This is a genomic window from Pseudomonas sp. XS1P51, assembly GCF_054897845.1.
This window is the reverse complement of sequence record NZ_CM142707.1, coordinates 2,350,739-2,376,463: the sequence shown is the minus strand read 5'-3', so window position 1 is coordinate 2,376,463 and position 25,725 is coordinate 2,350,739. Positions and strand designations below refer to the sequence as shown.

Genomic DNA, 25,725 nt, shown 5'->3' with positions numbered 1-25,725 from the left:
AAAATCAATTTCTGGAAACCCTCTAGATGGACATGCAAGAAGAAATTTCGGCGCTGGCGATCCTGATTCAGGACCTGCGCAAACACAAAAAATACACGCTCAAGGAGCTGGCGGACAAAATCGGTCGCTCGGTCGGTTTTCTCTCCCAGGTCGAGCGTGGGCTGTCACGCCCCACAGTGGCGGATTTGACCGCCATCAGCGAAACCCTCGGCGTGCCGACCACCTATTTCTACAGCCTGCCCAAACCCATGGCCCTGCCATGGGTGACCCGGCCGGATGAGCGTCGCACGCTGTATTACGCCGACGGCATTACCGACATCCTGGTTTCGCCGAAGATGAGGGCGTCATTCTCAATGCTCGAAAGCCAGCTGGAGCCCGGCGCCAGCAGTGGTGACCGGCACATGAATGACAGCTCGGAGCAGGGTGGTTATGTCCTCGAGGGCGAGCTGACGCTGTGGCTGGGCGACGACGAGCCGGTCACCTTGCATACCGGGGACAGTTTTCAACTGGCCAGCCATGCCCATTGTCGCTACGGCAATCTCTCGGATCGACTGACCCGGGTGCTCTGGGTTTACACCTGATAAAAACAACAAGGAAACACAACGATGGATGCTGTCTGCTCTGATCTGGTTGCCGAGGTGCGTACGTTCCGTCAGCGCTTCCCGGATGTGCGTTACGTGGACCTGATTTCCCTGGACATTCCCGGGCACTTTTACGGCAAGCGCTACCCGATCGAGATGCTCGAAAAAGTGGCCGCCGGCAGCGCGCTCAAGCTGCCACAAAATTGTGTGTTGCTCGGCACTCAGGGTGGGCTGTTCAAGATCGGCGACTACTGTTTCAACGACGGTGACCCGGATGCTCCCCGTCGCCTGGTGCCCGGTACGCTCAAGCTCGTGGACTGGGAAAAGCAACCGCTGGGACAGATGCTGATTACCTCCAGCGGTACTGAAAAACCGATCGTCTTCGAACCGCGTGAAGTGTTGGCGCAGGTGCTGGAGCGACTCGCTCGCAAAGGGATTTTCCCTGTGGTCGCGTTCGAGCTGGAGTTCTACCTGTTCGATCGGCAGTTACGTGACGGCTTGCCACAATTTGCCCGCGATCCGTTGACCGACGATGCGGATGATCAGCCGAACATGCACATCGAACGGCTGTCGCGGTTTTCACCGGTGCTCGATGACATGGTCGAGACCGCGCGGGTACAAGGCATCGACACCACGGTGATCACGGCAGAGCTGGGCCCGGGCCAGTTCGAGATCAATTTCGGTCACCTCGATGACGGCCTGCGCGCCGCTGACTGGGCCGCCCTGTTTTGTCGCAGCACGCGAGGTGTAGCCCTCAAGCACCATTACCGCGCCAGCTTCATGGCAAAACCCTACTTGCAGCACCCCGGCAGCGGCATGCATGTTCATGTCAGTCTTTACGACGAAGCGGGCAACAACCTGTTAGCGGCGAACGGGCAGCAACCACTGCGCCATGCGGTAGCCGGTTGTCTTGAGTTGTTGCCCCATTGCATGCCGATCTTTGCCCCGAATCACAACGCGCTGCGTCGTTTGAGTGGCACGGTGAACGTCGCGACGCGCGCCAGTTGGGGGTTTGAAGATCGTGACGCCTGCCTGCGGGTGCCCGAGTCGGACGCTAAAAACCTGCGCATCGAACATCGCCTGGCCGGCGCCGATGCCAACCCCTATCTCGTGTTGGCGGCGATTCTGGTGGGGCTGGAGCAGGGGTTGGAGGCCGGTCGTGAACCGATAGCATCACTCAACGAAGATCGCGGCAGTGGTATCGATTTCCCGTTGGAAATGCTGGAAGCCGTGCAGTCGATGCAAAGCCATGCGCAATTGCGCGAGGGGTTGGGCGCGGAGTTTGTGGATGTCTACTGCGAAAACAAACGTCAGGATCATTTGGCGTTCATGCACGAAATCAGTGCGCGTGAATATCGCTGGTATCTGTAGGTGACCGACAGTCGTCCTTAAAAAATGTGTGGATATTTAAGGGGTTAGAAGACTTAGTAACCTTGTGGTTAATCAAAATATCTTGTTACAGGCCGAAATATTCCGTAATATCCGCGTCGCGTTCACCACCACGGTTTATGCATTTTTAAGTCCCAGGCGTCCATCAGCTGCCTGGGATTTTTTTTTGCCTGAAGGAAAGTGATGGGGGCCGGAAATTGAATAGCGGCTCCTGTGCTGCATCATCACTTACAAAGGTGGAGAGGCCGGCCAGGCATTGATGACCGACCGCAAGAACTGCTCCGATGACTCAGGGTTGTCCAGGGCCCAGCATCACACCACCGGCATCCAGGACAACGGCGAGATCATCCGCAGGAACTGAAACACCGGCGTCGTCGCCGCTTCCAGATGTCGGTAGCTGCCGATCATCAACCCCAATGGCACGCCGATCAGCAGGCGACTGATGGCGATGGTGCTGCTGATCGGCGTGTTGGGGTTTGCCCTGGATGCCTTGGCCCGTGGACTTCATCGGCGCTGGGGGCACGCCAGTCTGGCGTAGTCATCGTTTGAGGTAGGTGGGCAATCGTCAGATTTGATATTCATTTCAGGAATAAATAAATCGTTATTTATTCCTTTTAATATTATTTCAGGAGGTGCACTTTGAAGGCCTGCACAGCAGTGCTGATTTGCCCACTCTCAGACAGGTAGCCTCACATGACCATCAAAGCAATCAACGTTCGCAACCAGTTCAAGGGCGTCATCAAGGAAATTCTGGAAGGCGAAGTGGTTTCCGAAGTCGATGTGCAAACGGCCTCCGGCATCGTCACTTCAGTGATTACCACCCGCTCAGTGCGTGATCTGGAATTGAAAATTGGTAGCGAAGTCATCGCCTTCGTCAAATCCACCGAGGTCTCGATCGCCAAGCTCTGAGATTGTCGGACTCAGGCTTGAGTCGGAAAAAAAACGCGGCCCCGGCCGCTTTTTTATCGTTTTTATTTCTTAATTCTTGCAATGACTTTGAGGTTTTCATGGCAACTCCCTTCAAGCGTTCAGCGTTGACAGTGTTGGCGGCCTCCCTGGCTGCGGCGGGTATGTTCTTGAGCTCCGGCGTTCACGCCGAAGGCAAAATCAGCATTGCCCAGCAATTTGGTATCGGTTACCTGATATTGGATGTGGTGCGCGATCAGCAGCTCATCGAGAAGCATGGCAAGGAGCAGGGCCTCGACATCAAGGTCGACTGGAACAGCATCTCCGGTGCCACGGCGATGAACGAGGCGCTGTTGGCCGGCGCGCTGGATGTGGTGTCGGCCGGTGTGCCGCCGATGCTCACGATCTGGGATCGGACCAAGGGCAAGCAGAACGTCAAGGCCATCGCGTCGCTGGGCTCGATGCCCAATTACCTGCTGACGAACAATCCGAATGTGAAGAGCCTCATGGACTTCACCGAGAAAGATCGCATCGCCGTACCGGCGGCGGGGGTGGGTTTCCAGTCGCGCACGTTGCAGATCGAAACGGCCAAGCAGTTTGGCAAAGACAACTACAAGAAGTTTGACGACATCTCGATCAGCCTTGCGCACCCGGATGCAACGGCGGCGCTGATTGCGGGCGGCTCAGAGATCAACTCACACTTTTCCAGCCCGCCGTTCCAGTATCAGGAACTGCAGAATCCCAACGTGCACAAGGTGCTGAGCTCCTACGACGTGCTCGGCGGCCAAGCCACGTTTAACGTGCTGTACACCACTGAAAAATTCCACGACGAAAACCCGAAAACCTACAAGGCGTTCTACGACGCACTGGCCGAGGCCGAGAAAATCATCAAGGCCGACAAGCCTGCGGCCGCCCAGACCTACATTCGGGTGGAGCAATCGAAGTTGGCCTTGCCGCTGGTTGAGAAAATCGTCGCCGACCCCGAAATCGACTTCACCGTCGTGCCACAGCGCACCTTCATCTATGCCGAGAAACTGCAGGAGTTGGGCGTGCTGAAAAACAAGGCAGCGAGCTGGAAGGACTACTTCTTTGAAGAAGCCCACGGCGGTACGGGCAGCTGAAATCGGGGCATCAGTGCCCTTGACTGCTTTTGATCAGCTCATACGCCCGACGCACCAGCGGGTTCACGGTTGGCCGCTTCCGACGCTTGCTCCGAGAGCGAGCAGGTGGCGGCCCCCTGTGTCTCTCATCGAAAAAAAAGCGGCCAACCCCGTCCCGGTTCCTGGCCGCTCTCGACTCCGGCAGCTTCAAGCATTTTGCTAGTTGCCATCGGCGACCTTACGTTCTATCTCGGCTATCTTTCGACTGAGCTCCTCGGCTTCCTGCTCCTGGGTTCGAGTTGAAGAGGGCGTAAGGGTTTGATCGACACCGCTGGCGTCACCCTCGCTTTCCTCAAGATCTTTTTCGACCACTTTGACGGGTTTGCCGGACGCATCGGTGGGCCACGTAGTTTTTGTTTCGGGGTCGTTAACACGGTCATCGTTGTTCATATCGCTTACCTCCATTGACCTACACATTGGATACAGCGCTAAGGATGGAGTTCGAGATATTTGCCGCCAGGTTGTGACGGTGCACGTGAGCAAAAATTTTCTTCTGTATTTTTCTTGGGGTTACGTGTCATACAATCATATTGACTTGCGGCATCAGCGATACCGCTGGTCGTTGGGCACGGTTGCCCGGGGCGCTCGGGAGTTTTATTCCTGGGGAGATGCTGCCCGCTAGCATGATTAATACTATTAAGGCTTTGGGAATACATTATGAAAGTTCACCGCCAGGCGGCTTCATTGCGGCATCAGGTGCAGGATGCCCTACGCAACGAAATCATTTCCGGTCGATTCAAGCCAGGCGACCGCCTCGTGGAACAAACGCTCTACACGGCCCTGGACGTCAGCCGTACCTCGTTGCGCGAGGCGCTGCGTCAGCTTGAGGCTGAAGGCCTGGTGGAGCAGGTCCCGCATCGCGGGGCTTATGTCGCCTCGGTGAATGCCAAGGACGCGATCCAGATCTACGACGTACGCGGGGCTCTGGAGGTGCTGGCCGTGCGCAATTTCGTTCGCCATGCCACTGACGAAGACGTTGCCGAACTGGCCGCTGTCTTCGACGAGTTCGTGCAGCAATCCCATACGGCCCAGCGCGACGGTACTGCGTTGCTGGACATCAAGCAGCGTTTTTATCACGTGCTGCTGGACATCGAGCAGAGCGCCGTGGTCGGCGGCATGCTGGCGCAACTCAACAATCGCGTCAGTCTGTTGCGGGCGTTATCCCTGGGGCGTGAGGGGCGCATGGTGCATACCTTGGCAGAGCTCAAGGAAATCGTTCGCTTGATCCAGCTGCGCGATGAGGCCGGTGCTTGTGCCGCGGCGTTGTTGCACGTGGAAAATGCCTCGCAAAACGTTCTGGAGTTGCTGGAACAGCAGGGCAGTTCAAGCCCGGTCGCCTGAAGAACATTGATCCCTTAAAGCCAGGCCGCCGCTGACGATCGTCAGGCGGCGGCTGGCCCTGTCTTGCCTTAACGCAGTGCCGAATACGCGGTGGGCGCCAGGAACTGGTTCTCGATCCGCTCGACGATGATGGCCTGTGCTTCGCTTTCCGCGCGCTTGGCGATCCATTCGGGATCCGCCTGGAACGCGTTCCATTTCGCCTCGCGCTCGGCAAGGCTCGCCCACTTGAGCATGTAAGTCAGCGACTGATTGGTCGGACCGGCCAGCGTCGTCCAGAAGCCCAACTGCTCGATTCCATGCTTCTCGAAGAACCCCAACGTCGTCTTGGTAAAGCGCTCGTGCAACGCGGGAAGGCGACCCGGTGCGCAGTGATAAATACGCAATTCAACAATCATGTGAATCTCCTGGGGAAGGTACTGATCAAAAAAATAGGCCGATTAGCCTATTGACCGATTGTATGACAGTCCTATAGTTTTAGTCCAACTGCCGGCCTGCCTCGAAATAGCCTCTGTGCTGTCGACGGCTGCCAAAGCATGACCCGACAAGAAAACAATAGGGCTTGGAAATGACTCAATCGCAACGAATCGGCTTCATCGGGCTTGGCATGATGGGGGTTCCGATGACGACTTGTCTGGCAAAGGCAGGTTATGAACTTTTCCTGGCCGACGCAGATGAAGCGCGTCTGGCCGAAATCCTGCCCATGCTCAAGGCCACGCGCCTCGACGCTGGCAATGCCCGATCCCTTGATGTACTGATCACCATGTTGCCGAACTCCGCCATCGTCGAAAGCGTGCTGCTGGGCAGTGAAGGTGCAGACGGTTGGGCCGCTTCGTTACGGCCTGGCGCGGTGGTAATCGACATGAGTTCCTCGGAGCCGGCGCGCTCCCGTGATCTCGCGCTGAAATTGAAAGCCTTCGACCTCGATTACCTGGATGCGCCCGTTTCCGGCGGCGTCAAACGCGCTGTGGACGGCACGCTGGCGATTCTGGTCGGTGGCGATGCGGCGGTGATGGAGCGCTGCCAGCCGTTGCTCGAAGCCATGGGCAAGAACATTCTGCACATCGGCACCGCCGGTTCTGGCCATGCGGCCAAAGCCTTGAACAACTATGTGTCGGCGGCCGGGCTGATGGCCACCGTTGAAGCCCTGCACGTGGCCAAGCGGTTTGGTATCGACCCGGACGTGATGGTCGACGTGCTCAACGCCTCCAGCGGGCGCAGCAACACCTCGGAAAACAAAGCCCGGCAGTTCATGCTCAGCGGTTCGTTCGCTTCCGGTTTTTCGATGCAACTGATGAACAAGGACCTGAAGATTGCCCGGGGCCTGTCCGACGCGCTCGGCTACCCCATGCGCTTGGGCAAAACCGCGACCGCGCTCTGGGATGAGGTGTCGAAGCAGTCGACGCCAACCACCGACCACACCGAAATGTACAGACTGCTGGTCGACAACGACGGCGAATGATTGCTCGCCCGGGTTTTTGAACACAGCAATCCATCATTCAGTAACGGAGTGAATCGAATGTCTCGTGCAGCCAGTTTTTATATCGGCGGTGAGTGGGTGGAGCCGGCTTCTCCCACATGGTTCAACGTCATCGATCCGGCCACCGAACTCGTTGTCGATCGTCTGGCGTTGGGCAATGCCACTGACGTCGACCGCGCAGTGGCGGCGGCCCGTGCCGCGTTACCCGATTACGCCGGGCGCAGTGTTGCCGAGCGCATCGCTTTGCTCGAACGGATCGTGACCATTTATGAGCGTCGCCAGGAAGAATTCGCCGAAGCGATGCGCGTGGAAATGGGCTCACCGATCACCTTCGCTCGTAACGGTCAGGTCCCGCGCGGCCCGCTGCATCTCAATCAACTGATCGAGGTGCTCAAGCGCTTCCGGTTCGAGGAGCCTCAAGGCAGCACGATGTTGCGCTTCGAACCGGTTGGGGTCTGTGGGCTGATCACGCCCTGGAACTGGCCGATCAATCAGATCGTGGTGAAAATTGCCCCCGCGTTGGCGGCCGGCTGCACCATGGTGCTCAAGCCAAGTGAGTACTCCCCGCTCAGTGCGCTGCTGTTCGCCGAAGTCCTTGATGAGGCAGGCGTACCACCGGGTGTGTTCAATCTGGTCAACGGCGACGGGCCCGGTGTCGGGGCGGTCATCGCTGCGCATCCGGGTATCGACATGCTGTCGTTCACCGGTTCTACGCGAGCGGGCGTGCTGGTGGCGAAATCCGCCGCCGAGACGGTCAAGCGAGTGGCTCAGGAGCTGGGTGGGAAATCCGCCAATATCTTGCTCGACGACGTCAATCTGCAAGACGCCGTGACCCGAGGGGTCGCGGCCTGCTTCACCAACAGCGGGCAGTCCTGCTCGATTCCTACCCGAATGCTGATTCCCCGGGCATTGATGGCCGATGCGATCCAGATCGCCAAACGTGCAGCGCAGGCCTTCAGCGTCGGCCCGACTTCCGAGGCGTCGACTCAATTGGGGCCGGTGGTCAATCACGCGCAATTCAAACGCGTACAGGCGCTGATTCAAACCGGTATCGATGAGGGCGCGCAATTGGTGATTGGTGGGCCGGGTCTGCCGGACGGTATCTCTCGCGGCTATTACATCAAGCCTACGGTATTCGCCGGGGTCACCCCCGAGATGACCATCGCGCAGGAGGAGATTTTCGGTCCCGTGCTCTCGATGATCGCTTACGACACCGAAGCCGAGGCCATTGCGATCGCCAATGGCACGAACTACGGTCTTGCGGCCTATGTGCAGTCTGCTGACCTGGCACGAGCCCGTCAGGTGGCGCGCGCCCTGCAGGCGGGCAGCGTCCATTTGAATTATCCGCCCGCCGATTTCGCTGCACCGTTCGGCGGCTACAAGCAGTCCGGCAACGGGCGGGAATGGGGCGAGTACGGGTTGCGCGAATACCTCGAAGTCAAAGCCATGGTCGGCTACGCCGGCGGCTAAGTCTCAAGGTGACAACCTTTTTGGTGCGGGAAATCCGCATCAAAAAAATTTGCCTGTTTTGATTGTATGACAATAACTCGATACTACGATAAATCTGCTGGAGAGAGACTATGGAAGATAACGACCGCTTTGATAAAGGCTTCGACAATCGTAAGGAAGTCTTGGGCGAAAGCCATGTCGAGAAATCCTGGGCGTCGGCCGACGACTTCAACCGTCCCGTGCAAAAGCTCGTCACCGAATACTGCTGGGGCGAGATATGGGGCGATCCAACGCTCCCGTTCAAGACGCGCAGCATCATTAACCTGGCGCTGTTAACGGCCATGAGTCAGCACCATGAACTCTCTGTTCATGTGAAGGGCGCACTCAAGAACGGGGTTTCCAAGGAGGAAATTCGCGCGGTACTGATGCAGGCGTCTGTGTATTGCGGTGTCCCGGTGGGGCTTGCTGCATTCCGGGTCGCCTCTGAAGCGATCAAGGCCTACGAGGCACAAGCCGAGAAGCACTGATCTCAACGCTGTTCGATACGACGCTTAACGTCTCAACAATAATTATAAGGAAACGTCATGGCTACTTATGCACCTGTCCGACCGATCGAGTCGGAGCAGTCGATAGAAAAGAAGAGGAAAAACGCCATCAAAGGTGCGTTTTTCTCTGAGTACATCGACATGTTCGATATCTACTTGCCGGTCGTGGTTCTGGCGCCGGTGTTGTTCTATTTTCAGCCGACCAACCTGTCGCCGGGCATGGAAGCCATTCTCGCTTCGCTGGTGTTTATCACCACGCTGCTGGGGCGACCGATTGGTGCACTGTTGTTCGGCATGATCGCCGATACAACGGGGCGGCGGATGGCTTCGATCTATTCGGTGACTGGCTTTGGTGTGGTCACGCTATTGATCGCGCTGCTGCCGGGGTATGACAGCATCGGCGTCTGGTCTTACTTGCTGCTGGTGTTGCTACGGTTCATCGACGGGATTTTTCTCGGCGGCGGTTATACCGGGGCCATGCCGTTGGCCATCGAGTATTCGAAAAAGCACCAGCGTGGTTTTGTCGGCGGGCTGATCATTGCCGGTTTCCCGCTCGCCTACGTCAGCATCAACCTGGTGGCGATGTTGATGTTCGCGCTCTTCCCCCTGGCCGGCATCGACTCGCCCTATGTGCAATGGGGCTGGCGCATTCCGTTCGTAGTCGGCGCGCTGCTGGCCGGGGTGTTGGCGCTGTACTACGTGTTTGCGGTGTCTGAATCCGAAATCTGGGAAGTGGACGCCAGCAAGCCGAAGGACAAGTTGCCGTTGACGGATCTGCTGCGCGGCAAAAGCGGCCGCAACCTGCTGCAGGTGCTGGTCATGATGACCGGTTTCTGGCTGACGCAAAACATCATCACCATTTTCCTGCCGACCGGCCTGTTGGTGAAAACCCTGCACCTGTCCGGATTTGAAGTGACTGCCACGCTGCTGATTTCCTACTCCGTGCTGTTCTTCAGCTACATCGCCTCGGGCATGTTGGGACAGAAAATCGGCCGGCGCCGTTTCTTCCTGATTCTGGGGCCGACCATTGCGATTCTGGGCGCCGCGATCATGTACGTGCTGGCCAATGTCCCGGGGCTGTCCTTGCCGCTGATCATGTTCCTGGTCTGCCTGTTGTCGGTGGTGGTGACCGCGCCGTGGGGCGTGATCGTGACCTACATCAATGAGCGTTTTGTCACGGATGTGCGGGCGACGGGCTTCGGTGTCGGCTTCAGCCTGTCGGTGATCATTCCATCTTTTTACGCTTTCTACATGAACTGGCTCGGCCTGGTCATGCCCTTCACTGTCACGCCTGCGGTCCTGCTGTTCATCGGCGGAATCATCGGCACGCTGGGCGCGTTCATGGGGCCGGAAACCAAAGACGTGGATTTCTGACGTTTGAACATCAGGAGAACTGCCGTGAGCAACAAAACAATAGGGTTTGTCGGACTCGGCAACATGGGCGGCAGAATGACGCGCTGCCTCGTCGACTCGGGCTTGACTGTGCTCGGTTACGACACCGATCCAGCGCGGGTGCAGGCGGCCGGCGCTCAACCGGCCGCCTCGATCCGCGAGATTGCGGACAGGGCCGACGTCATTCTGTTGTCGCTGCCGGACAGCAAAGTGGTTGAAGCGGTGGTGGAGGGCGTCGACGGCCTTCTGCAGCATTGCCGTGAAGGCCAGACGATTGTTGACTTGAGTACCGCCGCCGCCAGCTTGACCATCCGCTTGAGCGACCTGTTCGCCAAGCGTGGCGTGCAGTATGTCGATGCCGGTATTTCCGGCGGCGCCGCTGCCGCGCAGAAGGGCACGTTGACGCTGATGGTGGGCGGTGACGTTGCCACGATCGAGGCGCTCGGCTGGGTGTTCGAACCCATCGCCAGCAAGGTGTTCAACATGGGCGAAAGCGGCAGCGGGCACACCACCAAATTGCTCAACAACTTCCTCAATGCGGTCAGCCTGGCGGCGACCGCCGAGGTGATGATCGCGGGCAAGAAAGCCGGGCTCGACCTGCACCGCCTGCTGGATGTGCTCAACAGCAGCAGCGGCGTCAACTTCGCTACACAGAACCGCTTTCCCTACATCGTCGATGGCAACTACCTGGAAGGCGGCCTGACCGGCAAGTTGATGAGCAAGGACGTCGTGCTCTACATCGAGCGCGCCCGTGAACTCGGTGTCGCATCACTCAATGCGTCCGGGCCGCTGGCCAGTTTCGGCCTGCAAGTGGCCTTGGGTTACGGCGACCAGATCAGCAACAAGGTAGTGGATGCCATTGGCGACATGTCCGGCGGCATCCGGCTTCACACAGAACCATCAGGAGGCAAGGCATGAAGGTTATTCACGGTAACGCCAGTGGCGCCGTTTCAGAGCAACGGTCGTCGACATTCACCGGAGTGGTCTGGGCCGATCCGGTGATGCCGACCACTGACGGTGTCACGATCAACAACGTGTCGTTCACACCGGGTGCACGCACCTTCTGGCACAGCCATGAGCAAGGCCAGGTGCTCTACGTCAGCGCCGGTAGCGGTTGGATCTGCATCGAAGGCCGTGAGCCCGAAGTCATTCGCCAGGGCGACACGGTGTGGATCGGTCCGCACGAGCGCCATTGGCACGGCGCCAATACCACCAACTTCATGGTCCATCTGGCGACCTCCATCGGTAAAACCGTCTGGGAGGAAGCGGTCTCGGATCAGGACTATTTGCGCGCAGCGCGATGACCGGTCAATAGCCCGATATCCCGGCGGGCGGTGCCGTTCGCCGGGGTCCCTTGATGAAGGAAAGACGATGATGCTTACGCAAAAACAGCAGCACGTAAAACAGGCTTTCATTTATGCGGGCGGTGCCTGGAGCCCGGCTTGGGACAGCATCCTGCGTCTGGATGCCGGTTTTCTCGAAGCGTACTCGGGGTTTGCTGCGGTCCCGTGGAAAAAGAACCACCTGGAGAACAAGGTCAAATCCTTCATCGCCATTGCCGCCGATGCCGCTGCCACGCATTTGTATGCGCCGGGCGTTCAGGAGCATTTGCGCGCGGCGATCAAGCATGGCGCCACCGCTGAAGAATTGATGGAAGTGCTGGAGTTGATCAGCACCGTTGGCATCCATGCCTCGAACGTCGGCGTGCCGGTGCTGCTGGAAGTGCTGGAGGAGGAAGGGCTGCGCAACGGACCGGCACCGCGGGATGCCAGGCGCGAAGCGCTCAAGGACAGCTTCGTGAAAAACCGTGGCTATTGGCATTCGTCCTGGGAAGGTTTGCTGGAGCTCGACCCGGAGTTGTTCGAAGCCTATGTCGACTTTTCTTCGGTGCCTTGGCGCACCGGTGTCCTGCCGCCGAAGATCAAGGAACTGATCTACTGCGCCTTCGATGCCGCCGCCACTCACCTCTATGTTCCGGGTTTGAAACTGCACATGCGAAACGCGTTGCGCTATGGCGCGACGGCCGAGGAAATCATGGAGATGCTGGAGATCGTCAGTGTCATCGGCATACACGGTGCGCTGCTGGCGGCGCCGATGCTCGAACAGGCGCTTGGCGAGACCCGGTAGCAATCAAACAACCCTATAAAAATAAAAGCGTGGGACGCCCACCATGCCGATCAGTCAAGGAAATTGTAGGAGCGAGCTTGCTCGCGATGGTCGTTAACGAAGGCGCGTGTTTACTGGGTAAACGCGGGGCTCTGGAGTTCATCGCGAGCAAGCTCGCTCCTACATTGGGTCATTTTCGTTTAACTGATCGGCGTCATGGGAAGCCCATGCATTCTTCTCCTCAGGAGTCAGATATGAACACCATATTAGCGGCTGCCGTGAAGCCCGACTGGACCGATCCAGAAGTCATCATCGTGCGTTACGGCACTCGGCAAACCACCAAAAGCGAGTGCTATTACAACTTCCGCGCCTACAAAGAGCCGGATGCCGAAATCACCATGGATTATTTCTTCTGGATCTTCCGCAACGCTGACCAGACCATCGTCATCGACACCGGGTTCAGCCCCGAAGCCGCCATTGCACGTCGCCGTCAGCCGGTGGTTGCCCCGGCCGATGCACTGGCGCGCCTGGGGATCGATCCGGCCGAGGTCAAGCTGTTGGTGTTGACCCACGCTCACTACGATCACGCCGGCAATCTCGATCTGTATCCCAACGCGAAAATCGTCATGTCGCGCAAAGAGTTCGACTTCTGGTCGACGGACATGGGCAAGCGGCCACAGTACGCTCACCACACCGACCCTCTGGATATCCAGTTCATTCAGGCGCTTGCCGACGCGGGGCGCATCACCTTGCTCGACGAGCCTCGCAACACCTTGATCCCGGGTATCGAGCTCTACGAAATCGGCGGTCATACCCCGGGCCAACTGGCGGTTGTGGTGCAAATGCCTGAAGGGCCGGTGATCCTCGCGTCGGACGCCATTCACTATTACGAAGAACTGGAACAGGACCGTCCTTTTGCCGTGCTCGATAGTCTGGCCGACATGTACCAGGGTTATGCGCAAATCCGCCAATGGCTGCAGGAACAACCTAGCGCGGTGGTCATCCCCGGGCATGATCCTGACGTCATGAACCGTTTTGCACCGGTGGACCCGAGCGATCCTTCGTTTGCGGTCCGTATCGGCTCACCCAGGGCGCTGGCATGAAAGGTAAAACGGCGCTGATCACCGGGTCGTCGAGCGGGCTCGGCCTGGCGATGGCCCAAGGCCTGGCCGCTGCCGGTTGCAACCTGGTGCTGCACGGACTCGAGTCGCCGCAGGACATGACGTCGACCTGCCAGGCACTGGAACGGGAGCATGGCGTAGCGGCCTGCTACGTCCGTGCCGATCTGACAGAACCCGACGCCACCGAGGCGCTGATAAACGCGGCACAGACGCAGATGGGCGGCATTGACGTACTGATCAATAACGCGGTGATCCGGCACTTTTCACCCATTGAAGCGTTTCCGGGCGAGCGTTGGGATCAGGCATTGGCGGTCAATCTCACCGCCGCTTTTCGCGCTGTGCAGTTGACCTTGCCGGGCATGCGCGCACGGGGCTGGGGACGGATCATCAATATGTCCTCCGCCTATGGCTCGCGCGCCATCGCCAACCGCATCGATTACGTGACCACCAAAACCGCCTTGCTCGGGTTGACCCGTGCGGTGGCGGTGGAGACGCAGGGGCAGGGCATCACCTGTAACGCGGTGTGCCCAGGTTCAGTACTGACCGCCAATATCGAAAGCCGGCTCACGGCGTTGATGGCGCAAAAGCAACTGGACCGCGACACGGCGACCCGTGAATTCCTGCAGGGCAAACAGGGCACCGGGCGGTTTATCGACGCGGCGCATGTGGCGGATCTGGTGGTGTTTCTGTGCAGTGCCTCGGGCACCCATATCACCGGTGCAACCTTGCCGGTGGACGATGGTTGGCTGGCCAGCTGAATCCCGCGACGACAGCCAAAAGCCGGACCCACATTGAAGGAGACAAGCATGACCAGAGGCGAAGTTCGCCCCGACACTTCTCGCGCCATGGAAACGCCGCCGCTGACACGACAACTGGCCGGGTTCATCGAGCGCACACAGTGGAGCGATATTCCTCAGACCGTGCGGCACGAGGCGAAGCGGGCACTGGTGAATTATTTTGCGGTGTGTCTGGCCGGGTGCAATGACCCCGATGTGGCCAAGGCGATCTCGTTGTTCGAGCGGTTTCGCTCGGGCCAGCAAGCTCGCCTGGTCGGGCGCGCAGAGCGCATGGACATCCTCAATGCCGCCTCGCTGAATGCGATGAGCGCCAATGTCTACGACTTCGATGACACGCATATTCCGACGATCATCCATCCGACTGCACCGGTTGCCGCCGCGTTGTTCGCATTGGCCGAGACGGTGCCGTTAACCGGAGAACAACTGCTGCTGGCTTTTGTCCTGGGGGTTGAAGTCGAGTGCCGACTGGGCATGGCGATTTCTCCAGGTCACTACCAGCGTGGCTGGCATATCACCTCCACGTGCGGGGTTTTCGGCGCGGCGGCCGGATCGGCAAAACTGCTTGGCCTGGATGCGCAACAGCATATGTGGGCCTTGGGCAATGCCAGTGTCCAGTCTTCGGGGCTGGTGGAGACCCTGGGTAGTGCGTCAAAAAGCATCGGCGTCGGCAACGCGGCGCGTAACGGGCTGCTTTCCGCGCTGCTGGCTCAGGAGGGTTTTGCCGGCCCCGAGCGACCGATCGAGGGTGAGCGCGGCTTCCTTCGGGTCATGGGCGAATGCCCGGATTTTCTCCAGGTCAGCGAGGGGTTGGGGGAGCGCTGGGCGTTGTTGGCCAACACCTACAAACCTTACCCCTGTGGCGTGGTGTTGAACCCGGTGATCGAGGCGTGCCAAGCGCTTTATCAAGAACGGGCATGGTCGATGGACGACGTCGTGCGCGTCGAGCTGACCGGCCACCCGCTGCTGCGCGAACGGACTGATCGTCCAGACATCCGCTGCGGACGTGAATCACAGGTCAGTGCTCAGCACGCTGTCGCCGTGGTCTTGTCGACGGGGGAGGCAAGCCTTGCGCAATTCAGTGATGCGGCCGTCGCCGACCCGAAGCTGCGGGCACTGTATCCAAAACTGGTGTTCATCGATGACGCCGACTATGCGGTGGAAGCGGCGCAGGTCCGGGTCTTTCTGCAATCCGGCCAGACGCTGTGTCGCAAGGTGTCGGTTTCGCGGGGCAGCCTGGCCGCGCCGCTCAGCGATTCGGACCTTGAAAGCAAACTGCGCGAACTTGCCGAATACGGTCGTTCAGGCTGCGCGGTTCAGCCGCTGATCGATGCCTTGTGGTCACTGGATCAGGCGTCGGATGCAAGCGCCGTGATGCAACTCGCCGCCGGTAGATGAATGCCGATCTCTGCCGCGACAGGGTCGCGGCTTAACGGGTTTCAATTTTCAGGAACTGACATGACAAACAACAGAGTGCTTGGATTTATCGGGGTAGGTGTCATGGGGCGGCCCATGGCTCGACGTTTGATCGAGCAGGGCCATCAACTGGTGATCTTCGACACGGATGCGAAGGCGCTGGATGAGTTGTCGGCGCTGGGCGCACGGGTTGCGCAAAGCGTCCTGGAGGTCGCGAACAGTGCTGAAATCATCTTCACCAGTTTGCCCAATCCGCCGATTTTCAAAGCCGTGGCCTTAGGCGCCAATGGCATCGTCGAGGGTACTGCGGTGCGGATTCTGGTCGACCTGTCGACGGTTGGCTCACGCGTTGAACAGGAAGTCGCAGCAGGCCTTTTGGCTCGGGGTATTGAAACCGTCGATGCGCCGGTCAGTGGCGGCGCAGCCGGGGCCCAAAAAGGCACGCTGGCCATGATGGTCGCGGGCAAGCCTGGCGCCATCGCCGAGGTGCGCGATCTGTTCGATGTCTTCGGCAAGGTGTTCGTGGTGGGCGAGCAGGCCGGGCAAGGGCAGTTGCTCAAGCTGCTCAACAACATGCTCTCGACCACCGCTTTTGCTATCACCGCCGAGGCTTTCGTCGCCGGGGTGAAGGGCGGGCTCGATCCCGAAGTGATGATGTCGGTGATCAATGCCGGCAGCGGCAAGAACGGCGCGACCCTGGATAAATTCCCCAAACACGTACTGCCGCGCACTTTCGACTTTGGCTTTCCCATTGGCAGCGTCTGCAAGGACATCGGCCTGGCGGTCGATGAATGCCAGGCGCTGGGTGTGCCGATGTGGGTGGGCAGCAGCCTGCGCCAGATGTGGAATGTCGCGGCGCTGCAAGACGGCGGCAAGCGTGACCTGACTGAGCTGGTGCTCGACATCGAAGCGTGGGCGGGCCTCTAACAAAGGCGCCTGTAGCAAAAATCGCTGTAGCAACCCTATCACTGCGGCCCCCTTCAGAGGGGCTGTCGGGCGAAGTAGTGCCGAATGATTCACTCATAATAAAAATGCACCTCAGGAGTACACATGTACAACAACAATAAGTCGCTCTCTGCATCCATCGCGCTGGCCAGTTTGACCTTGGGCGTGACCCTGAGTCAGGCAGCCAACGCCGCCTTTCTTGAAGACAGTAAAGCCAGTGTCTCTGCACGAAATTTCTACTACGACAACGACAACCGGGAGGGCGGTGCCGACCAGCGCGAATGGGCCCAGGGTTTCAAACTGGACTATTTGTCGGGCTTCACCGAGGGGGCTGTCGGTTTCGGCCTGGACCTTCAAGCGCTGGTCGGCATTCACCTTGATGGCGGTAAAGGCCACCATCCCGATAACAACAGCTTCACCCCCAGCGACAGCGACGGGTCGGCGGTGGATGAATGGAGTCGCATGGGTGCCACCGCCAAGGCGCGCTTCTCCAAGACCGAAGCCCGTTACGGCAGCACCCTGGCCCCCAATCTGCCTATCCTCGTGGCCAACGATGCGCGGGTGCTACCGCAAACCTTCGAGGGTGGCATGATCACCTCGAAGGAAATCGACAACCTGACCTTTGTGGCCGGCCAGCTTGAGCATGCAACGGGGCGTGCGTCGAGTAACCGGACCGGTCTGTCCGTTGCCGGCGGCACCGAGGAAAGCAACCAGTTCCGTTTCGGCGGAGCCGACTGGAAAGTCACCAAAGACCTGACGTTGCAGTACTATTACTCGAACCTCGAAGACTTCTACAAACAGCACTTTCTCGGTTTGGTACATGTGCTGCCCATCGGTGATGACCAGTCCTTCAAAACCGATCTGCGCTATTTCGACAGCAGCTCCGACGGTGCCAACGGCACGGCTGGCTACATGTTCAACAACAATGGCGGCTACGCCAAAAATCCGGGCGAGGTCGACAACAAGACCTGGACGGCGATGTTCACCTACACCCTGGGTGGCAATGCACTGATGCTCGGTCATCAGCGGGTATCCGACGACGGTGGTTTTGTCTGGTTGAACCAGGGCAATCTGGCGAATGAGGGGGCGGGCGGTGCCAGTTTTTATCTGTTCACCGACAGCGTGATCAACCAGTTCGCGCGAGCGGGCGAGAACACCACCTTCGGTCAGTACTCTTATGACTTCGCGCCGATGGGTGTGCCGGGCCTGAAGGCCTCGATCGCTTATCTGCGCGGCGATGACATCAAGTCCGTCGCGGCCGGTGGCGCCGATCAGAAAGAATGGGAAACCGACATGCGGGTTGATTACGTCATCCAGAGTGGCGCACTCAAAGGCTTCGGCACGACAGTGCGTCACGGTACCTATCGTGGTGGCGGCACGAATATCGCCGACCAGGATCAGACCCGATTGATCTTCAACTACACCTACAACTTCATGTAACGCCACGCTAAGGGAAAAACCCGGCTGATGAGGTTTATGCCGGTCACTTGTAGGAGCGAGCTTGCTCGCGATGGACGTTAACGATGACGAGGGCTGCCTGAATGTACGCGGTGCCCTGAAGTCCTTCGCGAGCAAGCTCGCTCCTACAAATTTCCCGGGTTTCCATTGAGTGTTATTGCCTGCTACCGGGAGATGATCCCGTGATCGATCGCGTACTTGACCAGGGCCGCCGGTTTGTCGATGTTGAGTTTACGGCGGATGCTCAAGCGATGGGTTTCCACCGTGCGCACGCTGATGTCCAGCTCACGGGCCATTTCCTTGTTGTTCAAGCCTTGGGCCATCTTGTACAACACCTGGCTCTCGCGCGGCGTCAGCTCGTTGTCGGTGCTTTTATCGGCGATGAGTCGCTGGGCGATTTCAGCGCTGTAGAACGTTCCGCCACTGGCAATGGCTTCGATCGCCGCAATGATTTCCCGTGACGGGGAGTTCTTCAGAACATAGCCACTGGCGCCCGCGCGAACCGATTCACTCACGTATTCATAATTGTCGTACATGCTCAGCACGAGCACCTTCAGCGCCGGGTACTGGCTGCGTAACACCCGCGTCAGTTCAAGCCCGTTCATGTCCCGCAGGCTGATGTCGACCAGCAACAGGTCTGGCTGGCAGCGCCCGACCATCTCGATGGCATCGGCGCCATTCTCGGCTTCGCCCACCACTTCCAGGGGGGCCATGACCGCCAGCAGTGCTTTGATTCCGTCGCGGACCAGCGAGTGATCGTCGACCAGGGCGACGCGGATCGGGTAGGGCAGGTTCATCGCGGGCATTCACTCTTGTTGTGGGGTCAGCGTTTTGCGCCGGGCATTTTCATCGGTAGCAGAACGTCCAGCTCACTTCTTCCCGGCATCGATATCAGGGCGAACTGACCGCCAAAATGCTCGACACGTTCACGGATATTACGCAGGCCAATGCCCGCTTGCCGACGTTCGACCTGGCCGACATTGAAACCGATACCGTCATCGACCACCGTCAGCCGTATGGATTGTTCAGAGCCGTGCAGGGTAATGGAGACGTTTGTCGCCTGGGCGTGGCGTTCGATATTGGTCAGGCCTTCCTGGACGATGCGAAACAATGAGACCGCCGCGCCATCGACCAGGTGGCAGTCAAATTCATTATCGTTGTAGGTCACCGTGAGCCCGCTGCGCTGCTCGAATTCTGCGGCGAGTTGCCCGATGGCTGCGGACAGGCCCAGGGTGTCGAGCAAGGATGAGCGCAGGTCGTGAGAGAGGCTGCGGACTTCGCCAATCGCTTCGCCCAGACGCTCCGTGGCCTCCCTCAAAATACCCAGGCCCTTGTCTTGTCCGCTCTCCAGCACATGGCTGGCCAGTTCGAATTGAAACTTGATGGAAACAAGTACCTGGCTGATGCCGTCGTGCAGCTCACGGGAAACCCGGGTTCGCTCTTCCTCCTGCAAGCTGACGATACGCTGGGTCAGGCGCTGCAGTTTTTTGTCGGCCAGACGATGCTCGCTGACGTTCAGCGTCATGCCGCTGGCGAACACAAACAGCACCGCCACGAGGGCCACGACGGCAATCGCCAGCATGGTTTTGCGGATACCCATGGCCACTTCGTCACGGGCCTGCTGGGTGGCGCGTTCAACGTCCTCCAGGTAAATGCCGGTGCCGAGCATCCAGCCCCAACGGTCGAGCATCACTACGTAGGCGAGCTTGTCGGTCACTTGGCCGGAAGAGGGTTTGTTCCAGGCGTAGCGCTGAAACCCTTCGCCCGATTGCGCACTTTTGAGCAGTGCCTGAATCACCGGCAGGCCGTGCGGGTCCTTCATGTCCCACAGGTATTGGCCGACCAGATCGGCCTGGCGCGCGTGCATCAGGCTGCGGCCCTCGCGGTCGTACACGAAGAAGTAGCCATTGATACCGAAGCTGAGTTTGCGCAGTTCCTCCAGCACCTGTTGCTGGGCGCGCGCATCACCGTGGCCGTCGTCGTACAGCGGGGCGATCAGGCTTTGCGCCATTTCGACGTAGTTTTTCAGTTCGGCGCGCTTGCTGGCCAGAATGCTGTCTTCGATCAGTTGCGCCTGTTGATCACCCAACTGACGGTTCAGCGAAATCACCAGCGCGCAGATGACGGCGATCGCCAACACCAGCGGCAGAATCCCGAGCGCGACGATTTTGTGTTTGAGCTGCATCTCTGCTCCTGACCGGGGGAAGGCGAACGCCGGGCATCATATGCCATAGATACGTGCGCCCAGTAGCGCTGCTGGACGGAATGACCTGCGGCCGTGATGAAATGCAAACCTGTGGGAGCGAGCCTGCTCGCGAATGCAATCTGTCATTCAACATTGATGTCGTCTGACCCACCGCTTTCGCGAGCAGGCTCGCTCCCACAGGGGGGCATTTCAACTGGCAGATTCATGTCATCTACGTAGAACTACGTAGATGCCACGTACGTAGTAACGCGGATTTATTTGTAGACGGCATGCGCGGATATTGGGCCAGCTCCGCACAGCGGACACAATTATAAAAAATTACCGCCGCAGTCCACTGGCTGTCGGCAGGAGACACGCTATGCCCCGTCTGGCTAAACACCTCGCCTGGTTTGCCGTGGCTGTCCTGGGAGCGTTTGCGCTGAGTGTCGTGGCCTTGCGCCGCGGCGAAGCCATCAACGCCCTCTGGATCGTAGTCGCAGCAGTCGCTATCTACCTCGTCGCATACCGCTATTACAGCCTGTTCATCGCCAACAAGGTGATGCAGCTCGATCCCAATCGCGCCACTCCCGCCGTACTCAACAATGATGGTCTGGACTACGTGCCGACCAACAAACACGTGCTCTTCGGTCACCACTTCGCTGCCATCGCTGGCGCGGGGCCGCTGGTCGGTCCGGTATTGGCCGCGCAGATGGGCTATCTGCCCGGCACGCTGTGGCTGATTGCCGGCGTGGTGCTGGCCGGTGCGGTTCAGGACTTCATGGTCCTGTTCATGTCCACCCGCCGCAATGGTCGTTCACTGGGCGACATGGTCCGTGAAGAAATGGGCCGTATCCCCGGCACCATCGCGCTGTTTGGCTGCTTCCTGATCATGATCATCATCCTCGCGGTGCTGGCGCTGATCGTGGTCAAGGCCCTGGCCGAAAGCCCGTGGGGCATGTTCACGGTGATGGCGACCCTCCCGATCGCGATGTTCATGGGCATTTACATGCGCTATATCCGCCCGGGCCGTATCGGTGAAATCTCCGTCATCGGCGTGTTTCTGCTGCTCGGTTCGATCTGGCTCGGTGGGCAGATTGCTGCTGATCCGGTGTGGGCCAAGGCGTTCAGCTTCACCGGTGTGCAAATCACCTGGATGCTGATCGGCTATGGGTTTGTCGCTGCGGTGTTGCCGGTGTGGCTGATTCTGGCTCCACGTGACTACCTGTCGACCTTCCTGAAAATCGGCACCATCGTCGCCCTGGCGATCGGCATCCTGGTCACCATGCCCGAGCTGAAAATGCCGGCGCTGACCCAGTTCATCGACGGCACCGGGCCGGTATGGAAGGGCGGTCTGTTCCCGTTCCTGTTCATCACCATCGCTTGTGGCGCGGTCTCGGGTTTCCACTCGCTGATCGCTTCGGGTACTACGCCGAAGCTGCTGGCCAGCGAAGGCCATGCCCGTTACATCGGTTACGGCGGCATGCTGATGGAGTCCTTCGTGGCCATCATGGCAATGGTTGCCGCTTCGGTGATCGAGCCAGGCGTGTACTTCGCCATGAACAGCCCGGCGGCGATTGTTGGCTCCGACGCTGTTTCGGTCGCTCAGACCGTCAGCAGCTGGGGCTTCGCCATTACTCCGGAAGCCCTGCAAGCAGTGGCCAAGGACATCGGTGAAACCACGATCCTGGCCCGTGCCGGCGGTGCGCCGACCCTGGCGGTCGGTATCGCGCAGATCCTGCACAGTGTCCTGCCGGGTGAAAACACCATGGCGTTCTGGTACCACTTTGCGATCCTGTTCGAAGCGCTGTTCATCCTGACCGCGGTCGACGCCGGTACCCGTGCCGGACGCTTCATGCTGCAGGACTTGCTCGGCTCCTTCGTGCCGGCGCTGAAACGCACCGAATCCTGGACCGCCAACCTGATCGCCACCGCCGGTTGCGTGGCGATGTGGGGTTACCTGCTTTATCAAGGCGTGATCGACCCATTGGGTGGCATCAACACCTTGTGGCCGCTGTTCGGTATCTCCAACCAGATGCTGGCCGGTATTGCGCTGATGCTGGCGACCGTTGTGCTGATCAAAATGAAGCGCCAGCGCTACGTGTGGGTGACCATGCTGCCAGCGGTTTGGCTGCTGATCTGCACCACCACTGCCGGTTTCATCAAACTGTTCGACGCCAATCCGGCAATCGGTTTCCTTGCACTGGCGAAGAAATACAGCGACGCCCTGGCCAACGGTCAGGTACTCGCGCCGGCCAAGAGCATCGAGCAGATGCAGCACGTGATTTACAACGCCTACACCAACGCGACGTTGACCGCGCTGTTCCTGTTCGTGGTGTTCAGCATCCTGTTCTTCGCACTCAAGGTCGGTATTGCCGCCTGGGGTACCAAGGAACGCACGGATAAAGAAGCGCCATACCAGGCGATACCGCAAGCTTGATCGAGGGATTGCAGCATGTTCAATGACCTGAGTCGCCTCGGTAAATACCTCGGTCAGGCCGCGCGCCTGATGGTCGGCATGCCCGACTACGACAACTACGTCGAGCATATGCAGAGCAAACACCCGGACAAACCGCTGATGGACTACGAGGCGTTCTTTCGCGAACGTCAGGAGGCTCGTTACGGAAGCAAGGCCGGGCCGAAGTGCTGTTGATGGGCGACACAGGCCTCAAGGCTGAACTCGATTCAACTGCCAAAAACAAAAACGCCGCTCATTGAGCGGCGTTTTTTTTGCGCGTGTCAAAAGGGGTCAGGGTTTACGCTCGATGATGACTCGCCCCGGTTCATTGCGGCAAACAAGCCTGTCCCGGTAGTTGTCGCAAATCGATTTCAGCACATCACTGGCACAGGCTCCGCTGATGCGTCTATCGATCGCGAAACTCGCCACGTCGCCCTTGAGTTGAACATCCACCCCCGACACCGTTTCCAATCGCTGCTTGATCTCCCCCAGTGTCCAGGGCTTTGAACTGAACACGATACTGTCGGCCGGGTATTGGTTATTCAGCCACCAATAGATGCCTCCCAACACGGCGAAGCTTGTCATCACGCAAAGCAGGGGGGGCGGTAACTTCAAGTGGATGTTGTCGTAGATGATTTCCGTGAGTGCCTGCCAGAGTTTCAGGCGAAAGGATAAGCCAAGGCCTATGAGCAGCAGAATCGCGGCACCGATCATTGCTGCGATCAAACCAGTCCGGTCGAGGTCCGACAGCTCTTCAAGGCATGTGAAGTTCATCAGCCTTCACCTCTGTGCTTGCGAGAAGTAAAGAACGCGCAGTCGTACATCTTTTTTGTAATTGATCTGGACATAGCCGCGACCTATTTCGACGTCACTCTCGGAATCCCACTTCAAGGTGCGTGGTTCTTTTTCACCGAGGAAGACCGCTTCCAACTCACCGCTGTATTTGCGAGCCAAATCCTGCACCAGGGCATCCAGCTGCTTGATCGGTGCTTCGGCTATTTGTGGGGCCGCACGAAACAGGCTGGCGCGTGCAAGCACAGGTAAGCTGCGCTCTATGAATTCACGCTCGCTAAGGCGCTTGGTATCGCCAGTGCGAACGAACTCGAGGTAGCGGCTGAATATATCGGGAGAAACGTCCAGTTGGGCCTGTTGAGTACCGGTTCCCAGCATCGAGTCCAACACTTCGGGATTGGCGCCTGTGCCTGCGAAGGAGATCTCGCAGATGCTGGCTTTGTCGTACATGAATACACCACAGGCACCTCTGGTGCCGTAGGCCTGATAGTCCCGGCTATTGAATTCGCATTCGCAGTTTTTGACTTCTGCTTGAGCGCTGCTTACAGCAAGCAGCATCGGGAGAAGTACACTCAAGACACAGGCGGATAACCTCAGATACAAAGGCATGGTGTCTACCTTTTGTTGTAGATGTTGAGTTGAGCGTAGCGGGAGGTTGCGATCTCTGCTGGTTGGCGTGAACTCCCGCCATTACGGGAGTTCCTCCCATTTGACCTGTGTCAAACCGGACTTTTCAGCATGCTCGCGTAGTTGCGCGCCATTTTGCTGAGTGTGGATTTCACCATATAAAAGACCCACACCAGCGTGCAGGCACGCGTAGTACCAGGCATCTTCTTCGCTCATGTGGGAGTCCTGCTGGACAAAAACGTGCCGGGTCTTGTTGAAGCTGTAGGTGATTTGAAAATGCCGGGCGCAGGTCATCCGATTCTCCAGGTGATGCCGCTACGACATTGGTGGCGTAATGCCAGTTCCTTTTCTTTTTCGGATGCCTGTCCATTGCGGCCGATGTGGAGGTTTCTATTGCCCCGCCAAACTTCCTGCCGTCGGGCATGCCCGGCGTATTTTTCGCGTTTACTTCTAATGAGCACTTCCAAGCGCTTCGCTTATATAAGTTTCTTGCGACGAGCGATAAATGCGCTCTATTTTTTCAAGCTTGTCGAATATTTCTTGCTGGTAAACTTTCTTGCTGTCCGGTTGTTCTGCCTTGGCGAACCGGTTAGCAGATACTTGAAGCTCCAGGCATAGTCTGGAGGCGCTTTCACCGAATCTGGCGGCACACATTGCTGCGGCTCTTCCAAGTTCCATGGCGGCATCATCAAGTTCAACATCCCCCGGCTTGCCCGCGTTCATCTTGCTTCTGGCGACGGTAATAAGCTCGTATGCCTTGGATCTGTACTCCAAGAGCTTTAACGATGCTTCGGACCTCATGGTTGCGCGCTGTATGTCGACCAGCGACTGACTGGTCTGATAAGCGAAAATGCCACTGATCAATGAGCCCACCAACACGCCGATAACACCCACACCCGCGGCGATCATGACCTGTTTGTCTGTATTCATATCATCTTCCTTGAAACTGAAATTCAGTACGAAACGTGCCCGTAACGTCTGTGGATCCAAGGAGGATACAGGCGATATGCCACTATTTCTATTGCCTACTGCAACTGACACAGAATCCGAGGCGAGCGAAGACAATACCGAACGGGATATGAGGGAATGTCGCCGCAAGAATTAAAGCGTCGGAGTTGATCCTTGAGAGCGAATCAACACCGATCTGGCCGAGCATCGCCTGAATGGCGAAGGGCGCTAAAGGATCAAACCATCAAGCTGATGGACACTCGCGTCGAGCGGGTGGATAGCCGAATCAAGCACAGTCAGGCCAGGTAGCCAGCTGCCAGTCCGAGGGGATTGTCCTGCACGCCGGCGATCAGGTGCAGGGGAATGTGCTGTTGCTCATCGTTGGATGAGACTTCGAAACTACCCACTACCTGGGGTTGTCGCTCACACATTTCGGTCGACTCTCCTGCCAGTGCTTTCGCCATTCTCGCGTGGTTCGCTGCGATTTCATTGAGAGTTGACACGTTACATCTCCCGGGTGACTGACCAGGCGTTTCGCTGGCGTCCTAAGCGTTAATGTGATTGCCGCCGCGTCAGAATTACGTCGTTCTGGGGCCGCTACCGGCCTACTTAGCAATCCTTAAGCCAGACAGGGTCAA

At 58.4% G+C, this 25,725-nt stretch carries 28 protein-coding genes and 2 pseudogenes; 20 read left to right on the top strand and 10 right to left on the bottom strand.

What is annotated here, in order from left to right; translation table 11 throughout:
• Window positions 1-26 precede the first annotated feature (26 nt).
• Complete coding sequence (locus tag ACYZUD_RS10875; RefSeq protein ID WP_462023996.1) at window positions 27-581, top strand: helix-turn-helix domain-containing protein; 555 nt, start codon at window positions 27-29, stop codon at window positions 579-581.
• Window positions 582-605: 24 nt separating this feature from the next.
• The gene (locus ACYZUD_RS10870) at window positions 606-1,952 is read left to right on the top strand and encodes a glutamine synthetase family protein (protein WP_462023995.1); all 1,347 of its coding nucleotides are present in this window, start codon (window positions 606-608) and stop codon (window positions 1,950-1,952) included.
• Between the two features lie 336 nt (window positions 1,953-2,288).
• Here the strand turns inward: ACYZUD_RS10870 and ACYZUD_RS10865 are convergent.
• Window positions 2,289-2,405, bottom strand: a pseudogene (locus ACYZUD_RS10865) (ABC transporter permease); the annotation flags it as partial.
• Window positions 2,406-2,409: 4 nt separating this feature from the next.
• On the opposite strand from ACYZUD_RS10865, the pseudogene ACYZUD_RS10860 reads away from it, so the two are divergent.
• The 3 genes and pseudogenes from ACYZUD_RS10860 to ACYZUD_RS10850 all read left to right on the top strand — a co-directional run.
• Window positions 2,410-2,508, top strand: a pseudogene (locus tag ACYZUD_RS10860) (ABC transporter permease); the annotation flags it as partial.
• A 155-nt stretch (window positions 2,509-2,663) separates the two neighbouring features.
• A complete protein-coding gene (locus ACYZUD_RS10855; RefSeq protein ID WP_462023994.1) occupies window positions 2,664-2,879 on the top strand; it encodes a TOBE domain-containing protein in 216 nt (71 codons plus the stop codon).
• A 98-nt stretch (window positions 2,880-2,977) separates the two neighbouring features.
• Window positions 2,978-3,997, top strand: coding sequence for an ABC transporter substrate-binding protein (locus ACYZUD_RS10850; RefSeq protein ID WP_462023993.1), 1,020 nt, complete (start codon window positions 2,978-2,980; stop codon window positions 3,995-3,997).
• Window positions 3,998-4,195: 198 nt separating this feature from the next.
• Here the strand turns inward: ACYZUD_RS10850 and ACYZUD_RS10845 are convergent, their stop codons facing one another.
• Complete coding sequence (locus ACYZUD_RS10845) at window positions 4,196-4,426, bottom strand: hypothetical protein (protein ID WP_462023992.1); 231 nt, start codon at window positions 4,424-4,426, stop codon at window positions 4,196-4,198.
• A 267-nt stretch (window positions 4,427-4,693) separates the two neighbouring features.
• Between ACYZUD_RS10845 and ACYZUD_RS10840 the strand changes: the two genes are divergently transcribed.
• Window positions 4,694-5,377 (top strand): GntR family transcriptional regulator, encoded by a 684-nt coding sequence (locus tag ACYZUD_RS10840; protein ID WP_462023991.1) that lies wholly within the window; start codon window positions 4,694-4,696, stop codon window positions 5,375-5,377.
• Between the two features lie 68 nt (window positions 5,378-5,445).
• Here the strand turns inward: ACYZUD_RS10840 and ACYZUD_RS10835 are convergent, their stop codons facing one another.
• The gene (locus ACYZUD_RS10835) at window positions 5,446-5,772 is read right to left on the bottom strand and encodes an NIPSNAP family protein (RefSeq protein WP_462023990.1); all 327 of its coding nucleotides are present in this window, start codon (window positions 5,770-5,772) and stop codon (window positions 5,446-5,448) included.
• A 170-nt stretch (window positions 5,773-5,942) separates the two neighbouring features.
• Here ACYZUD_RS10835 and ACYZUD_RS10830 point away from each other — a divergent pair, with 170 nt between their 5' ends.
• The 12 genes from ACYZUD_RS10830 to ACYZUD_RS10775 all read left to right on the top strand — a co-directional run bounded on the left by ACYZUD_RS10830 (window position 5,943) and on the right by ACYZUD_RS10775 (window position 18,062).
• Window positions 5,943-6,836, top strand: coding sequence for an NAD(P)-dependent oxidoreductase (locus ACYZUD_RS10830; protein WP_462023989.1), 894 nt, complete (start codon window positions 5,943-5,945; stop codon window positions 6,834-6,836).
• Between the two features lie 57 nt (window positions 6,837-6,893).
• The gene (locus ACYZUD_RS10825) at window positions 6,894-8,324 is read left to right on the top strand and encodes an aldehyde dehydrogenase family protein (protein WP_462023988.1); all 1,431 of its coding nucleotides are present in this window, start codon (window positions 6,894-6,896) and stop codon (window positions 8,322-8,324) included.
• Window positions 8,325-8,434: 110 nt separating this feature from the next.
• On the top strand, window positions 8,435-8,830 hold the full coding sequence (locus tag ACYZUD_RS10820) for a carboxymuconolactone decarboxylase family protein (protein WP_462023987.1): 396 nt from the start codon (window positions 8,435-8,437) through the stop codon (window positions 8,828-8,830).
• Window positions 8,831-8,887: 57 nt separating this feature from the next.
• Complete coding sequence (locus ACYZUD_RS10815) at window positions 8,888-10,222, top strand: MFS transporter (protein ID WP_462023986.1); 1,335 nt, start codon at window positions 8,888-8,890, stop codon at window positions 10,220-10,222.
• 24 nt (window positions 10,223-10,246) lie between these two features.
• A complete protein-coding gene (locus tag ACYZUD_RS10810; RefSeq protein WP_462023985.1) occupies window positions 10,247-11,158 on the top strand; it encodes an NAD(P)-dependent oxidoreductase in 912 nt (303 codons plus the stop codon).
• Window positions 11,155-11,544, top strand: coding sequence for a cupin domain-containing protein (locus ACYZUD_RS10805; RefSeq protein ID WP_462023984.1), 390 nt, complete (start codon window positions 11,155-11,157; stop codon window positions 11,542-11,544). Before ACYZUD_RS10810 ends, ACYZUD_RS10805 begins: the two co-directional genes overlap by 4 nt.
• A gap of 67 nt (window positions 11,545-11,611) precedes the next feature.
• A complete protein-coding gene (locus ACYZUD_RS10800) occupies window positions 11,612-12,367 on the top strand; it encodes a carboxymuconolactone decarboxylase family protein (protein ID WP_462023983.1) in 756 nt (251 codons plus the stop codon).
• A 233-nt stretch (window positions 12,368-12,600) separates the two neighbouring features.
• Window positions 12,601-13,449, top strand: coding sequence for an N-acyl homoserine lactonase family protein (locus ACYZUD_RS10795; RefSeq protein WP_462023982.1), 849 nt, complete (start codon window positions 12,601-12,603; stop codon window positions 13,447-13,449).
• On the top strand, window positions 13,446-14,225 hold the full coding sequence (locus ACYZUD_RS10790) for an SDR family NAD(P)-dependent oxidoreductase (protein ID WP_462023981.1): 780 nt from the start codon (window positions 13,446-13,448) through the stop codon (window positions 14,223-14,225). The genes ACYZUD_RS10795 and ACYZUD_RS10790 overlap by 4 nt, the downstream gene beginning before the upstream one ends.
• Window positions 14,226-14,273: 48 nt before the next feature.
• The gene (locus ACYZUD_RS10785; RefSeq protein WP_462023980.1) at window positions 14,274-15,659 is read left to right on the top strand and encodes an MmgE/PrpD family protein; all 1,386 of its coding nucleotides are present in this window, start codon (window positions 14,274-14,276) and stop codon (window positions 15,657-15,659) included.
• Window positions 15,660-15,719: 60 nt separating this feature from the next.
• The gene (locus tag ACYZUD_RS10780; RefSeq protein WP_462023979.1) at window positions 15,720-16,604 is read left to right on the top strand and encodes an NAD(P)-dependent oxidoreductase; all 885 of its coding nucleotides are present in this window, start codon (window positions 15,720-15,722) and stop codon (window positions 16,602-16,604) included.
• A gap of 123 nt (window positions 16,605-16,727) precedes the next feature.
• Entirely contained in the window at window positions 16,728-18,062 is a 1,335-nt protein-coding gene (locus ACYZUD_RS10775; RefSeq protein ID WP_462023978.1) for an OprD family porin, read from the top strand.
• Between the two features lie 182 nt (window positions 18,063-18,244).
• On the opposite strand, the gene ACYZUD_RS10770 is transcribed toward ACYZUD_RS10775, so the two are convergent.
• Together ACYZUD_RS10770 and ACYZUD_RS10765 are read right to left on the bottom strand one after the other, a co-directional pair.
• A complete protein-coding gene (locus tag ACYZUD_RS10770; protein ID WP_462023977.1) occupies window positions 18,245-18,877 on the bottom strand; it encodes a response regulator in 633 nt (210 codons plus the stop codon).
• A gap of 26 nt (window positions 18,878-18,903) precedes the next feature.
• The gene (locus ACYZUD_RS10765) at window positions 18,904-20,265 is read right to left on the bottom strand and encodes a cache domain-containing protein (protein WP_462023976.1); all 1,362 of its coding nucleotides are present in this window, start codon (window positions 20,263-20,265) and stop codon (window positions 18,904-18,906) included.
• A gap of 379 nt (window positions 20,266-20,644) precedes the next feature.
• Between ACYZUD_RS10765 and ACYZUD_RS10760 the strand changes: the two genes are divergently transcribed.
• Together ACYZUD_RS10760 and ACYZUD_RS10755 are read left to right on the top strand one after the other, a co-directional pair.
• Window positions 20,645-22,702, top strand: coding sequence for a carbon starvation CstA family protein (locus tag ACYZUD_RS10760; protein ID WP_462023975.1), 2,058 nt, complete (start codon window positions 20,645-20,647; stop codon window positions 22,700-22,702).
• Between the two features lie 15 nt (window positions 22,703-22,717).
• Complete coding sequence (locus ACYZUD_RS10755) at window positions 22,718-22,915, top strand: YbdD/YjiX family protein (RefSeq protein ID WP_093223403.1); 198 nt, start codon at window positions 22,718-22,720, stop codon at window positions 22,913-22,915.
• Window positions 22,916-23,011: 96 nt separating this feature from the next.
• Here ACYZUD_RS10755 and ACYZUD_RS10750 read toward each other — a convergent pair whose 3' ends face one another.
• The 5 genes from ACYZUD_RS10750 to ACYZUD_RS10730 all read right to left on the bottom strand — a co-directional run bounded on the left by ACYZUD_RS10750 (window position 23,012) and on the right by ACYZUD_RS10730 (window position 25,590).
• Entirely contained in the window at window positions 23,012-23,494 is a 483-nt protein-coding gene (locus tag ACYZUD_RS10750) for a hypothetical protein (RefSeq protein WP_462023974.1), read from the bottom strand.
• Between the two features lie 6 nt (window positions 23,495-23,500).
• Window positions 23,501-24,121, bottom strand: coding sequence for a hypothetical protein (locus tag ACYZUD_RS10745; protein WP_462023973.1), 621 nt, complete (start codon window positions 24,119-24,121; stop codon window positions 23,501-23,503).
• Window positions 24,122-24,202: 81 nt separating this feature from the next.
• A complete protein-coding gene (locus ACYZUD_RS10740; protein WP_462023972.1) occupies window positions 24,203-24,433 on the bottom strand; it encodes a DUF6555 family protein in 231 nt (76 codons plus the stop codon).
• A 156-nt stretch (window positions 24,434-24,589) separates the two neighbouring features.
• Window positions 24,590-25,069, bottom strand: a complete 480-nt coding sequence (locus ACYZUD_RS10735; protein ID WP_462023971.1) for a hypothetical protein — start codon at window positions 25,067-25,069, stop codon at window positions 24,590-24,592.
• A 314-nt stretch (window positions 25,070-25,383) separates the two neighbouring features.
• Window positions 25,384-25,590, bottom strand: coding sequence for a hypothetical protein (locus tag ACYZUD_RS10730; protein WP_462023970.1), 207 nt, complete (start codon window positions 25,588-25,590; stop codon window positions 25,384-25,386).
• Between the last annotated feature and the right edge of the window lie 135 nt (window positions 25,591-25,725).

What these genes read in the sequence shown, in the direction of transcription:
- ACYZUD_RS10875 (WP_462023996.1), top strand. Translation starts at nt 27, where the DNA reads ATGGACATGCAAGAAGAAATTTCGGCGCTGGCGATCCTGATTCAGGAC.
- ACYZUD_RS10760 (WP_462023975.1), top strand. Translation starts at nt 20,645, where the DNA reads ATGCCCCGTCTGGCTAAACACCTCGCCTGGTTTGCCGTGGCTGTCCTG.
- ACYZUD_RS10855 (WP_462023994.1), top strand. Translation starts at nt 2,664, where the DNA reads ATGACCATCAAAGCAATCAACGTTCGCAACCAGTTCAAGGGCGTCATC.
- ACYZUD_RS10825 (WP_462023988.1), top strand. Translation starts at nt 6,894, where the DNA reads ATGTCTCGTGCAGCCAGTTTTTATATCGGCGGTGAGTGGGTGGAGCCG.
- ACYZUD_RS10850 (WP_462023993.1), top strand. Translation starts at nt 2,978, where the DNA reads ATGGCAACTCCCTTCAAGCGTTCAGCGTTGACAGTGTTGGCGGCCTCC.
- ACYZUD_RS10770 (WP_462023977.1), bottom strand. Translation starts at nt 18,877, where the DNA reads ATGAACCTGCCCTACCCGATCCGCGTCGCCCTGGTCGACGATCACTCG.
- ACYZUD_RS10805 (WP_462023984.1), top strand. Translation starts at nt 11,155, where the DNA reads ATGAAGGTTATTCACGGTAACGCCAGTGGCGCCGTTTCAGAGCAACGG.
- ACYZUD_RS10800 (WP_462023983.1), top strand. Translation starts at nt 11,612, where the DNA reads ATGATGCTTACGCAAAAACAGCAGCACGTAAAACAGGCTTTCATTTAT.
- ACYZUD_RS10740 (WP_462023972.1), bottom strand. Translation starts at nt 24,433, where the DNA reads ATGACCTGCGCCCGGCATTTTCAAATCACCTACAGCTTCAACAAGACC.
- ACYZUD_RS10735 (WP_462023971.1), bottom strand. Translation starts at nt 25,069, where the DNA reads ATGAATACAGACAAACAGGTCATGATCGCCGCGGGTGTGGGTGTTATC.
- ACYZUD_RS10815 (WP_462023986.1), top strand. Translation starts at nt 8,888, where the DNA reads ATGGCTACTTATGCACCTGTCCGACCGATCGAGTCGGAGCAGTCGATA.
- ACYZUD_RS10830 (WP_462023989.1), top strand. Translation starts at nt 5,943, where the DNA reads ATGACTCAATCGCAACGAATCGGCTTCATCGGGCTTGGCATGATGGGG.
- ACYZUD_RS10795 (WP_462023982.1), top strand. Translation starts at nt 12,601, where the DNA reads ATGAACACCATATTAGCGGCTGCCGTGAAGCCCGACTGGACCGATCCA.
- ACYZUD_RS10780 (WP_462023979.1), top strand. Translation starts at nt 15,720, where the DNA reads ATGACAAACAACAGAGTGCTTGGATTTATCGGGGTAGGTGTCATGGGG.
- ACYZUD_RS10870 (WP_462023995.1), top strand. Translation starts at nt 606, where the DNA reads ATGGATGCTGTCTGCTCTGATCTGGTTGCCGAGGTGCGTACGTTCCGT.
- ACYZUD_RS10750 (WP_462023974.1), bottom strand. Translation starts at nt 23,494, where the DNA reads ATGAACTTCACATGCCTTGAAGAGCTGTCGGACCTCGACCGGACTGGT.
- ACYZUD_RS10835 (WP_462023990.1), bottom strand. Translation starts at nt 5,772, where the DNA reads ATGATTGTTGAATTGCGTATTTATCACTGCGCACCGGGTCGCCTTCCC.
- ACYZUD_RS10790 (WP_462023981.1), top strand. Translation starts at nt 13,446, where the DNA reads ATGAAAGGTAAAACGGCGCTGATCACCGGGTCGTCGAGCGGGCTCGGC.
- ACYZUD_RS10775 (WP_462023978.1), top strand. Translation starts at nt 16,728, where the DNA reads ATGTACAACAACAATAAGTCGCTCTCTGCATCCATCGCGCTGGCCAGT.
- ACYZUD_RS10785 (WP_462023980.1), top strand. Translation starts at nt 14,274, where the DNA reads ATGACCAGAGGCGAAGTTCGCCCCGACACTTCTCGCGCCATGGAAACG.
- ACYZUD_RS10820 (WP_462023987.1), top strand. Translation starts at nt 8,435, where the DNA reads ATGGAAGATAACGACCGCTTTGATAAAGGCTTCGACAATCGTAAGGAA.
- ACYZUD_RS10745 (WP_462023973.1), bottom strand. Translation starts at nt 24,121, where the DNA reads ATGCCTTTGTATCTGAGGTTATCCGCCTGTGTCTTGAGTGTACTTCTC.
- ACYZUD_RS10840 (WP_462023991.1), top strand. Translation starts at nt 4,694, where the DNA reads ATGAAAGTTCACCGCCAGGCGGCTTCATTGCGGCATCAGGTGCAGGAT.
- ACYZUD_RS10755 (WP_093223403.1), top strand. Translation starts at nt 22,718, where the DNA reads ATGTTCAATGACCTGAGTCGCCTCGGTAAATACCTCGGTCAGGCCGCG.
- ACYZUD_RS10845 (WP_462023992.1), bottom strand. Translation starts at nt 4,426, where the DNA reads ATGAACAACGATGACCGTGTTAACGACCCCGAAACAAAAACTACGTGG.
- ACYZUD_RS10765 (WP_462023976.1), bottom strand. Translation starts at nt 20,265, where the DNA reads ATGCAGCTCAAACACAAAATCGTCGCGCTCGGGATTCTGCCGCTGGTG.